This window comes from Aeromonas sp. sia0103, assembly GCF_963895295.1.
In the GTDB taxonomy this organism is placed as follows: domain Bacteria; phylum Pseudomonadota; class Gammaproteobacteria; order Enterobacterales; family Aeromonadaceae; genus Aeromonas; species Aeromonas encheleia.
Window position 1 is genome coordinate 58,361 of the sequence record NZ_CAWQKG010000003.1, and the last position, 11,332, is coordinate 69,692.

Sequence of the window (11,332 nt, forward strand, 5' to 3'; positions counted from 1 at the left end):
AGGAAGGAGCCTATGCCCCAGATGGCTGCCAGGATGCCTAATACTTTGTCTCTGGTGGTTTGCTCTTTCATAAAATATCGCTTACAGACGTGTTACATCACCTTAATAAAATACGCCTTTCAGGATAGGTAAACAACGGTCAAGACGGGAATGAGCGGCTGCAAAGGTGTATTTAAATTATATTTAAGTGAGCAAGACTCAGTTATATCTCACGTTAATCTATTGTAATTAATAGCCTTATTTTAATTTGTTGATGATTTGATGAGCAATGAAAGCTGTTATGTACATCCATCTATTTCTTGGCAACTATTGAGCTAAATCAATAACTGATCATTCACATCCTTTTATAGTTTTCGGGCTTACAACATAGAAAGAAAACAAAAAAGGAAATACGTGATGAAAAAGATCCTGCCGCTGCTGATCGCAGCCGCCCTCGCTTCCCCTGCCGCCATGGCCCATCAGGCCGGTGATATTCTGGTTCGTGGTGGTCTGGCCTTCGTCTCCCCTCAGACCAGCAGTGACGATGTTCTGGGTACGGGCGAGCTGGATATCGACAGCAACATGCAACTGGGGCTGACCCTCTCCTACATGATCACGGACAACTGGGGCGTCGAACTGCTGGCCGCCACCCCCTTCTCCCACTCGGTCTCGACCCCAGGGCTGGGTGAGGTTGCCAAGGTCAAGCACCTGCCACCGACCCTGATGGCGCAATATTACTTCGGGGATGCCAACAGCAAGGTGCGTCCTTACGTCGGTGCCGGCATCAACTACACCACCTTCTTCGATGAAGAGGGACGCGGTGCCCTGGCGGGCACGGATGTCAGCGTCGACTCCTCCTGGGGTCTGGCGGGTCAGGTAGGTCTGGACATGGCGATCAACGATCGCTGGTTCGTCAACGCCTCCGCCTGGCTCATCGATATCGACACCGATGTGCACACCGCGGTGGGGACCATCAACACCTCCATCGATCCGGTCGCCTTCATGTTTGGCGTCGGCTATCGCTTCTGATAGGACGCGGGTTGGCCGCCTCAAGGCCATGACAGCTAAGCACGTCTCTTTGGCCCGGCTCTGTTCGGGCCCTTTTCTGCCCGCGACTGGGCCATAACGTTGATCTAGCCCATCATCGCGCCAGATAGCACTCTCCTATTGAACGACCCTGCCGATAGTCTCTGCATTCACGCCATTTTTCCCAACGAGTGAGGATGTCTCTATGGGTTTGTCTATCGTGCAGCGGATCATCGCCGGATTTGTGTTGATGTTGCTGCTTCTTATCCTGCTTGGCCTCATCAGTACCCTGAAGATCCGGGGTATCAACGAGGGGCTGTCGCAGGTCTCGGATCGGGCCACCCCCCTGGTGATTACCGTGGCGGGGCTCAAGGGTGCGCTGCAGGACAGCAGCCGCTGGGTGCTGGTCTACCGCAGCAGCGAGGATGCGGCCCAACTGCCGCAGCTGGCCAGTCAGTTCAAGGCGCAGCAGGCGCACTTCGTGCAACTGAGCCAGGGGATGGGCAAGTTCGTGACCGAGGCGAACGATCGCTTCCGGCAGGTCGATGCTGCCACCAAGACCTTCTACGGCCTGGCGGACCAGGTGCTGACCCAGCATGTGCAGTGGATCGAGGCCCTCGATCGGCGCCGCCAGCTGGAGATCGCCTTCATCCGGCTGGAAGATACCTATCAGTGGGCCGCCGACCTGTTGCTGCAACAGGCGTCCGGCAAGCGCTCCATGCGTAACAAGGCCGAGCTCATCACCTCCGGTATAGCGCGGGACCTGAAGAATATCCGCCGGGCCGATGCCGGCACGGATCTCAACGAGCTGGAGAGGGTGCTCAGCAAGGACATAGAGATGGCCCGCAAGCGGCTCGAGCGGGTGCTGGTGCCCGACGATGTGAAGCAGCGCTTCGTCGCCAACCTGGATCGAATGCAGGAGCTGGCGCTCGGCCCGCAGGGGCTGCTGGCCACCATGCGTCACGCCCAGCAACTGGCCGCGTCGCAACAGGAGCTGAACCAGCGGCTCGATGCCAGCCTGGCCAACAGCCTGGCTCTGCTCGATGAGATGGGCCAGTCGGCCGGCGTCATCGCCAGCCAGAGCCGTCTCACCGCGGATGATGCGGTCAGCAGTGCCAGCCTCTGGATCCTGATAGTGGCGACCGTCTCGGCCGCCGCCGCGCTGCTCATCGGCTACACCACGGCGCGCAGTATCCAGCGTCCGCTGCAGCTGATCGATCGGGAGCTGGGCCGCATGGCGGCCGGTGACATGACCCGCCGCATCGACTACCAGAGCCGCTGCGAGTTCGGCAGCCTGGTCCGCTCTATCAATACCCTGGCGGGCAAGACCGGAGAGCTGCTCTCCCAGATCAACGCCGGCTCCCGCCACCTGGTGGGCGAGGCGAGCCGCGCCGCCGAGATCAGCGAACGGGCCATGTCCAGGGTGCAGGATCAGAAGAGTCAGACCGACCAGGTCGCCGCCGCCATCACCGAGCTGGAGGTGAGTGCCACCGAGGTGGCCCGCTCCACCGATGGCACCAAGCGGGAGGTGGATCTGGCCGACGAGGAGGCCCGTGCCGGTCGTCGGCAGGTCGCGGTCACCCGCCAGATCACCGAGCAGCTGGCGGGCGCCATGGAGGAGGCGGTCGGCATCACCCACAAGCTGGGGGAATTCAGCAACAACATCGGCAGCATCCTGGATGTGATCCGCAGCATCGCCGAGCAGACCAACCTGCTGGCACTCAACGCTGCCATCGAGGCGGCCCGGGCCGGCGATGCCGGCCGTGGCTTCGCGGTGGTGGCGGACGAGGTGCGGGCTCTGGCCAACAGGACCCAGACCTCGACCGAGGAGATCCAGGCCATGATCGAGAACCTGCAGAGTTCGAGCAGGCAGGTGGTGGAGGTGATGGGGCGCAGCCAGGAGCAGACGCTCGGCTGCGTGGAGCAGACCCGCGCCATGGATCTGGCGCTGCAGTCCATCGCCGAGCGGATGAGCGCCATCAAGTCGATGGCGGATCAGGTGGCCCACGCGGCCCAGGAGCAGATCTCGGTCAGCCAGGGGGTGGCCCGTCATATCGCCGGGATCGCCGATGTGGCCTACGAGACCGAGCGGGAGGCGCGGGAGTCGGCCGGCAGCAGTGAAGTGCTGGCGGAACTGGTCGCCAAGCAGCAGCAATTGATCGCACATTTCAAGGTCTAGGAGGGCTTATGTCTAACAAGTGGATTGGGGCCCTGAGTCTCCTGTTATGCGGCCAGCTGATGGCCAGTGAGTTGGTGATCGAGAGCTGGCGGATCGATGACAAGGCCCTGTGGGAGCAGAAGATCATTCCCGCCTTCGAGGCGGCCCACCCAGGCATCCAGGTGAGGTTCAACGGGGTGCAGAACGTCGACTACATGCCGACCCTCTGGGCCAGCCTGAAGGATGGCAAGGCGGGGGATCTCATCACCTGCCGCCCGTTCGACGACTCCCTCGCCCTGTTCAAGGCGGGCCATCTGGTGGAGTTGAGCGAGATGGCCGGGATGGAAAACTTCCCCAGTTTCGCCCAGTCGCCCTGGCAGACGGATACCGGCGCTCAGACCTTCTGCGTGCCCATGGCCTCCGTCATTCACGGCTTTTTCTATAACAAGAAGATATTCAGCGACTTGGGTCTCTCAGTGCCGCAGACCCGCGACGAGTTCTTCGCCGTGCTGGACAAGGTGAAGGCGGACGGGCGCTATGTACCGCTGGCCGTGAGCGGATCAGAGAGCTGGGTCGCGTCCGAGCTGGGCTTCCAGAACATAGGACCCAATTACTGGAAGGGGGAAGATGGCCGGCTGGCGCTGCTGGGCGGCCAGGAGCGGCTCGACAACCCGCAATATGTGCGGGCGTTCGACGAGCTGGCCCGCTGGCGCGCCTATCTGGGGGAGGGCGGCGAGAGCCGTGACTACGCCACCACCAACGCGCTCTTCACCTCCGGCAAGGCGGCCTTCTATGCGGCGGGCTCCTGGGAGATAGCCCCCTTCACCGGCAAGGTCGATTTCGGTGTCATGCGCCCCCCCGTGGCCAAGCAGGGGGACGGCTGCTTCTTCACCGATCACACCGACATCGGGATGGGGCTGAACCCGGCCAGCAAGAACAAGGAGGCGGGCATGGCCTTCCTGCAATGGCTGACCACCCCTCAGTTTGCCGAGCTCTATACCAACTCGTTGCCCGGTTTCTTCTCCCTCTCCAACCACTTCTTCGAGGTGACCAATCCGGCGGCGAAGGAGATGATGGAGTGGCGCGATCAGTGCGACTCCTCCATCCGGGTGGCGACCCAGATCCTCTCCCGTGGCACCCCCAAGCTGGGGGACGAACTGGCCGAGGTGAGTCAGGCGGTGTTGCAGGGCAAGCTGGCGCCACAGGCCGCGGCGCAGCAGCTGGAGCAGGGGTTGAAGGGCTGGTATGGCCCCCATCAGGGCAAGGCCAAGGGGGCTGACTGCCAGTGTGAGGTGCCGGCGGCGCCCTCGACCACAGCGTCGGGTGCATCGGCCTTCCTCGCGCTTTCTACCACGGTGTCAGGCGCATCGGCTTCCCTCGCACCCTCGATGAGCACGCCTGCGGCGGCGACCCCGCTACCGGCAGCCGGGGTCGAAGAGGCGCTCACCAGCGAACTGGCGACGCCCACGCAATAAAGCGCACAATAAAGGAAGCATCGACAACGGGAGGCATCAGCCTCCCGTTTTCATTCCTGCGGGCGGTCGACGGCCGTCGAGTGCCAGCGACAGAGGCTGCCGATGCGGGCCACGGGCACGAATCCCAGCGAGCGGTAGACGCGCTGGGCATGGTAGTGCTCGTCGGCCACTATGATGAGGCGCTCGGCGCAGGTCAGGCCCTGGCGGGCGACCTGGCTCAGCAGCTGGCGGCAGAGCCCCCGGTTGCGCCAGTCATGGTGGGTGCGTACCAGCTGAAAGCGCCCCATGGTCCCGGTGAAGAACAGGCCGCAACTGGCGACCAGCTGCTCCCCCTGCCAGATCCCCCACCACTGCCCCAGCCCATCGGCGATCATGGCCTGATACAGGCTGCGGCGTGACTGCAGATAGGGCAGGTAGCGTTCCTCCTCGTGGCTCGGATCCCGCTCATCGCACTCCAGCACCAGCCAATCATCCCAGTCGGCCGCCGTGAAGGGGCGGGCATGGGTCGTCGCGGGGGGTGGGGCCGTCTGCTGCCAGCTGGTGGCATCCAGTGCCAGCACCACGCATTCCATATATTGATAACCCGCCGCCACGAAGCCGGCGACCCGGCTGTTCTGGCCCGGGGCAAGTGGCCACTGGAAGGTGCGGTGGCGCACTCTGGGGTCACTGCCGATCAGCTTGTCGAAGCTGGCCTCGAGCCAGCCCTTGTCACGATCGCTGGGTGGGGTGGGGAGCAACAGGTAGTTGCCGAAATAGTAATCCGGGGCGGTCGGGGTCCGTACGGCCCAGAACTGCTCATGGTCCACCACCTCGCCCTGATAGCGATCGAACAGCAAATCGGTGGCAAAGCCGGGATGATCTTCCATGATGGGGTTCCTGCAAGTGACTCAATTGATTATCGGCAGGAAGGGGAGGAAGTTAAAAAAAAGGCCGGGAAAGCCCGGCCAAACAATCACACGCAGATTCAGAACGTCCAGGACGATCCGCCCGCATCATAGCGCGACTGGGGCCATTTTGGGATGGGGGGACAGGGTTAGTTAAATTGAATCGCCAAATAAAAAAGCCGCTGATCCCGCCCTGACGGTAAATCGGTGTTGACTTTGATCCGTTTTCTCATAAAGATAGCAAGACGTTTAGACGTCCAAACATCCGTTTTGACGTACAGGAATCGGTTGTAGGACAGGGAGATAACAGATGGGATTTCACAGCGCGCGTCAGGTAGAGGCACTCAACCAGAGTCTGGCTGATCTGGGTGGCGACATATCGGTCAGCTTCGAGTTTTTCCCACCCAACAGCGAAGGGATGGAAAACACCCTCTGGCAGTCCATCGAGCGGCTGCAGGTGCTGGAACCCAAGTTTGTCTCCGTGACCTATGGCGCCAACTCGGGCACCCGGGATCGCACCCACAAGGTGATCAAGGACATCAAGGAGCGCACCGGCCTCATCGCCGCGCCGCACCTGACCTGCATCGATGCCAGCCGCGACGAGCTGAAGACCATCGCCCGTGACTACTGGAACAGCGGCATTCGTCATATAGTCGCCCTGCGCGGTGACTTGCCGCCGGGTATCGACAAGCCCGACATGTATGCCACCGATCTGGTCGCCCTGCTCAAGTCCGAGGCCGATTTCGACATCTCGGTGGCCGCCTACCCGGAGGGTCACCCCGAGGCCAGGAGTGCGCAGTCCGATCTGCTGAGCCTGAAGCGCAAGATAGATGCGGGGGCTGATCGGGCCATCACCCAGTTCTTCTTCGATGTGGAGACCTACCTGCGTTTCCGGGATCGCTGCGCCGCCATCGGCATCGATACGGAAATTGTGCCGGGGATACTGCCGGTCTCCAATTTCCAGACGCTCACCAAGTTTGCCGGCTTCACCAACGTGAAGATCCCGGGTTGGATGCACCAGCGCTTCGAGGGGCTGGAGAACGATCAGATGACGCGCAACATGGTAGGCGCCAGCATTGCCATCGATCAGGTGCGGGTGCTGAGCCAGGAAGGAGTGAAGGATTTCCACTTCTATACCCTGAATCGCTCCGAGCTGACCTATGCCATCTGCCACACCCTGGGGGTCAGACCGAAGGGCCAGGCCTGATCTCGAGCAGAAGGAACAGGACAAAAAAAGCCAATGAGTCACCTCATTGGCTTTTTGTTTTGGCTGGCTTGTCAGGGGCGGGTTGGCTGGATCTCTTTTGGCTCCAGCGTGATGACGGCATTGCCGGCCGCACCGGGGTACTGGTGATAGCTCTGATCCTGCTCCAGGGTGTAGAAGGTATCCAGGTAGTCGTCGTTGTTGGTCATCCAGGAGTCGGGCAGCGCCTTGACGATGCGACCGCCGAGATCGAGGAAGGGCAGGGCCTCCGGCACACCACCGGCGGTGAAGCCGAGCTTGAGCGCCTCGATCAGCAGGGCGCTGAGCTCCTTGTAGTTGACGTTGTCATCCTGCTCCATCATGACGAGATCGACGGCGCCCCAGCGATAGCGATCCCAGTACACCAGTATCTGGTTGGGGCTGTAGTCGGTGTTGTCATAGTCGAGGTAGGGCAGGTCGACTATGTCCACCACGGGCTCATCCCGGCTGGGGTTGACCCCGGCCACCACGGCATACACCTCGGCGGCGCCGAGCAGCCAGGGCTCCTGATCGTCCTGCAGCCGGATCTTCTTCAGAATGCTGGTCTTGAGAGGTGCCGTGCTGTCGGCGGCGCGCGGCGCGGCCTGCAGCTCAGCCTCGGCCAGCGCCTTGCGCATCACCCTCAGACCGGCATTCTTGGCCTTGACGGGGTCGGCCTCCACCACCAGTACCGGGCGTGCCGGTGGCTGATTCACATCGAGGTAGACAGGATTGCCGGCCGTGTCGAAGGCCTCGATGGCGCTCCAGCTCTGCTCATCGCCGCTGGGAACATAGGCGACGAGCGGCTCGACACCTTGCTTCAGTGCGACAGCCTGCTCTGGGTTGGCCAGCCTCAGCTGCATCAGCTGCGTGACCTCGCCCTCCAGCCCCTGCCTGCGGATGGCGGCCTGATCGGCATCGGTGGCCTGCCGCTTCAGCCTGGGGCTGGCCTTTTGCAACAACTTGGGCAGCGGGCTCTGATACTGCGGGTTGCCGAGCAGGGGCTGCAGGTTCTTCTGTTGCAACGCGAGCTGGCGTGCCAGCTCCCGATCCTGATCGGCGGCCTGAGCCGTGGTGCCTAGCAAGGCCAGTAATACAATGACAGCCTGATTCCTCATTCTTGTTCTCCAGTATTGAGTCTGACAGAGGCGCGCATCGGGGAAGGATCGGCGCCTCAAGCGCACTAGACGGCAATAGGTTTCAACTGTGAACCCTCTTTGCTGAATTATGTGCGGCGTCTCACTGGAGTCTCCCCAGATGGTCAGGTCAGGCGCGGCGCCGGTTGACGAGATGCAATCCGATGCCGACCAGCAGCCCCCAGCAGGCGGAGCCCACCCCAAGCAGGCTGATCCCGGAGGCGGTGATGATGAAGGTCAACAGTGCGGCCTCCCGCTCCTCATCCTGTTGCAGTGCCCCGTGCAGGCTGCTGCCTATGGTACCGAGCAGGGCGAGTCCCGCCACGCAGGTCACCAGCTCGGCGGGGAAGGCGCCGAACAGGGCGACCACGGTCGCACCGAAGCAGCCGGTCAACAGGTAGAAGCCACCGGCCCAGACCGCGGCTGGCCAGCGGCGACTGGCGTCGGGATCCACCTCCTTGCCCATGCAGATGGCGGCCGTGATGGCGGCCAGGTTGAAGGCATAGCCGCCGAACGGGGCCAGCAACAGGCCGGTCAGGCCGGTCCAGCCGATCAGGGACGAGGTCGCCGGCTGATAGCCATGGGCGCGCAGAATGGTGATGCCCGGCATGTTCTGCGACGTCATGGTGACCAGGAACAGCGGCAGGGCTATGCCCAGCAGGGCGCCCGAGGAGAACTCGGGCCAGGTCCAGACCGGGCTGGAGAGTTGCCAGCTGACGGCGCTCAGCTGCAGCTCCCCTCTCAGGGTGCAGAGCAGCATCCCCGCACTCAGCACCAGCACCATGGTATAGCGGGGCCAGAGGTGGCGACCGATCAGGAAGGCCAGCAGCAAGGTGCCCAGCAGCAGGGGATCCTGCGGGGCCACCTTGAACAGATCCAGCCCGAAGCGGAGCAGCACCCCGGCCAGCATGGCGGCGGCCAGGGGGGCGGGAATGTGGCGCATCAGCCGATCGAACCAGCCGCTGATACCGCACAGGGTGATCAGCAACGAGGAGATCATGAAGGCACCTATGGCCTCCGCCAGGCTGAAGTTGCCCAGGCTGGTGATGAGCAGGGCGGCGCCCGGGGTGGACCAGGCGGTCAGCACCGGGATGCGATAATAAAGGGAGAGACCGATGCAGCTCACTCCCATGCCTATCCCCAGCGTCCATAGCCAGGAGGAGACTTGGGCCGCGTCGGCCCCGGCGGCGGTCGCGGCCTGAATGATCAGCACGACCGAGCTGGTATAGCCGACCATGACGGCGATCAGACCTGCGACCAGGTGGGGTAGGGCAAAGGGCATGATGACTTCCTTGTTGGATGCTGGCAGCTTGTGCGTTATTACGTACAATGTACTTTTGACTATAAGCGCGTGCGTTATGACGCACAAGTCAGTCATGGAAAATTCAGGGGGGGAGATATGCAAGAGATGGGTCAACACCTGGCTCAGCACTTGAAGGGGCTGCGCACCGAGCGGGGCTGGAGCCTGGATGCGGCCGCCCGAGAGACGGGGGTGAGCAAGGCCATGCTGGGGCAGATCGAGCGGGGAGAGTCCAGCCCGACGGTGGCCACTCTGTGGAAGATTGCCACCGGGTTTCGGGTCTCCTTCTCCAGCTTTATCGAGCCGCCCCCGGCCGTGCAGAATGAAACCTTGTATCGCGTCGCCGATGCCATTCGCCAGCAGCCGGCGGGCGAGGGCATGCAGGTGGCGCCGCTGTTTCCTTATGAAGGCCGCTTTGGCTTCGAACTGTTCGAGCTCACCCTGTTGCCGGGGTATGTACGGGAGTCCGAGCCTCACGAGCCAGGCGTGACCGAGCATGTCATCGTCATCAGCGGCACCATGGAGGTGTTGATAGACGGGGGCTGGCATTCACTCAAACAGGGGGAGGCGGTCCGCTTTGCCGCCGATCGGCCCCATGGTTATCGCAATGGCGGGGTAGCGCCCGTGGTCTTCCACAACCTGATCCACTATCCCGCGCCCCGTCCTTGAGAATTAACCTGGTCGTCCGTCGGCCCTGGGCCGAGTCAGGATGGGGGTATAAACCCAGACAAACAGACCATAAGCAGCTATCCAGCTCCAGCCACTCAGGTTCCAGCCGTCGAGGGTGAAGGCGGGCCAGAATTGCGGGATCAGCGTGCGCATCACTGCGGCCAGGATGATCAGAACGAAAGCCAGGGTGATCCTGCGCCCCGCCTGCAAGGCTCTGCCGCTATGGCCGAGGGAGACTCGCGCTATCATCCCCAGGATCATGGCGCCCATGCTGCCGGCACTGAACAGATGGCTGGCCAGCGACAGGGTTATGGGCCAACCCGCGGCCTGAGCCGCCAGGGCAAGCAGACCCAGAGGAATAAACAGGTAGGCGAGATGCAGCGACCACAGCAGGGGATGGGTGAGCGTCGTCAGCGGCCGCCAGCGCAGTTGTCGCCACAGATGAAGGAGTGCCGCCACTATATATAGAGGCAGCATATAGAGGCTGGTGGTCCATGGGGTGGGCAGCAGCAACCAGAGCAGCATGATCAGCCACAGCGCTGCGAGCGCTCCGCGCTCCAGCCATGGCAAGGGGGCCGCTTTCTCCTGGCCCGTTCCCCTGGCGGTGAAGAAGGGGATGACCCGCCCGCCCATGACCGCAATCAGGGTGCTGAACAGCAGTACCGTCGTGATCAGCAGGTGCTCGAGCATGGCCCCGTCATCACGCCATAACCAGCTGGCACCATTGAGCAGGGTCAGGACCAACAGCAAGGGGACGAAGAAAAGATTGCGCCATTGTCGGGTGACCATGATGGGCCGGGCGAGGAACCAGGCGCAGAGTGGCAGCCAGACAAGATCCGCCGCCATCAGGAGGTGGCCCCCTTCCCCCAGCCAGGGCAGCAAGCACCTCGGCACGGCCCACAGGCCCACCACCAGGGCCAATGGCCAGCTTCTAACGCCGGGGTGGGCCGTCCAGTTTTGTACGGCGGTCAACAGAAAGCCTGCCACTATGGCGGCACCGAAGCCGAACAGCATCTCATGGCCGTGCCACCAGACAGGGTTGGCTATGCCCGGCAGGCGAAGCCAGCCATTGAGCTGCCCCAGCCAGCCCAGCATGGCTAGGCAGGAAAACAGTGCCCCGAGCAGGAAGAAGGGGCGAAACCCCAGGCGGAACAGCGGGACTATCTGTTCTTCCTTATGGCTATCGAGGATTTGGTGCATGGAAGCAACCTTAATTGAACATTTGAAAAGCCAATTATAAAGTGGCTTTTCAAATGTTCAATTTAAATCCAGGGAATACCGAAATCGATACAGTTATGGGCGAAAAAAGACCGGTTTGCTGTAGAACTGAGCGAACGAACGATCATGGTGAAAAAGCCCTTGTCATCGCGGCCTGGCTCCCTATAATGCGCCCCTACCAGCACGGCAGAACACGCCGGACTGATGAGCCAGCTTCCTCGTGAAGTGGGCGCCGAAAGAAAAGCGAAAACAAGCGCTTGACTTT

General features: G+C 62.0%; 10 protein-coding genes. 5 read left to right on the forward strand and 5 right to left on the reverse strand.

All coding sequences use genetic code 11. From position 1 onward, the window contains the following. Window positions 1-396 precede the first annotated feature (396 nt). From AACW18_RS01330 to AACW18_RS01340, 3 genes are all read left to right on the forward strand, one after another. Window positions 397-1,008 (forward strand): OmpW family outer membrane protein, encoded by a 612-nt coding sequence (locus AACW18_RS01330; RefSeq protein WP_042653387.1) that lies wholly within the window; start codon window positions 397-399, stop codon window positions 1,006-1,008. Between the two features lie 202 nt (window positions 1,009-1,210). Then, complete coding sequence (locus AACW18_RS01335) at window positions 1,211-3,184, forward strand: methyl-accepting chemotaxis protein (RefSeq protein WP_218389930.1); 1,974 nt, start codon at window positions 1,211-1,213, stop codon at window positions 3,182-3,184. An 8-nt stretch (window positions 3,185-3,192) separates the two neighbouring features. Further along, complete coding sequence (locus AACW18_RS01340; protein WP_218389931.1) at window positions 3,193-4,638, forward strand: ABC transporter substrate-binding protein; 1,446 nt, start codon at window positions 3,193-3,195, stop codon at window positions 4,636-4,638. Window positions 4,639-4,688: 50 nt separating this feature from the next. On the opposite strand, the gene AACW18_RS01345 is transcribed toward AACW18_RS01340, so the two are convergent. Further along, entirely contained in the window at window positions 4,689-5,504 is an 816-nt protein-coding gene (locus AACW18_RS01345; protein ID WP_218330015.1) for a GNAT family N-acetyltransferase, read from the reverse strand. Between the two features lie 328 nt (window positions 5,505-5,832). Between AACW18_RS01345 and metF the strand changes: the two genes are divergently transcribed. Further along, entirely contained in the window at window positions 5,833-6,729 is an 897-nt protein-coding gene (metF, locus tag AACW18_RS01350; RefSeq protein WP_042653383.1) for a methylenetetrahydrofolate reductase, read from the forward strand. A gap of 71 nt (window positions 6,730-6,800) precedes the next feature. Here metF and AACW18_RS01355 read toward each other — a convergent pair whose 3' ends face one another. Beyond that, on the reverse strand, window positions 6,801-7,862 hold the full coding sequence (locus AACW18_RS01355; protein ID WP_218389932.1) for a DUF3103 family protein: 1,062 nt from the start codon (window positions 7,860-7,862) through the stop codon (window positions 6,801-6,803). Window positions 7,863-8,010: 148 nt separating this feature from the next. Next, window positions 8,011-9,162 (reverse strand): benzoate/H(+) symporter BenE family transporter, encoded by a 1,152-nt coding sequence (locus AACW18_RS01360; RefSeq protein WP_218389933.1) that lies wholly within the window; start codon window positions 9,160-9,162, stop codon window positions 8,011-8,013. A 117-nt stretch (window positions 9,163-9,279) separates the two neighbouring features. On the opposite strand from AACW18_RS01360, the gene AACW18_RS01365 reads away from it, so the two are divergent. Continuing rightward, window positions 9,280-9,849, forward strand: a complete 570-nt coding sequence (locus tag AACW18_RS01365; RefSeq protein WP_218389934.1) for a helix-turn-helix domain-containing protein — start codon at window positions 9,280-9,282, stop codon at window positions 9,847-9,849. A 3-nt stretch (window positions 9,850-9,852) separates the two neighbouring features. Here AACW18_RS01365 and AACW18_RS01370 read toward each other — a convergent pair whose 3' ends face one another. Together AACW18_RS01370 and AACW18_RS01375 are read right to left on the reverse strand one after the other, a co-directional pair. After that, a complete protein-coding gene (locus AACW18_RS01370) occupies window positions 9,853-11,049 on the reverse strand; it encodes an NnrS family protein (RefSeq protein WP_218389935.1) in 1,197 nt (398 codons plus the stop codon). A 62-nt stretch (window positions 11,050-11,111) separates the two neighbouring features. Continuing rightward, window positions 11,112-11,332, reverse strand: a 221-nt coding sequence (locus AACW18_RS01375; RefSeq protein WP_218389936.1) for a hypothetical protein, incomplete at its 5' end; no start/stop codon positions are given.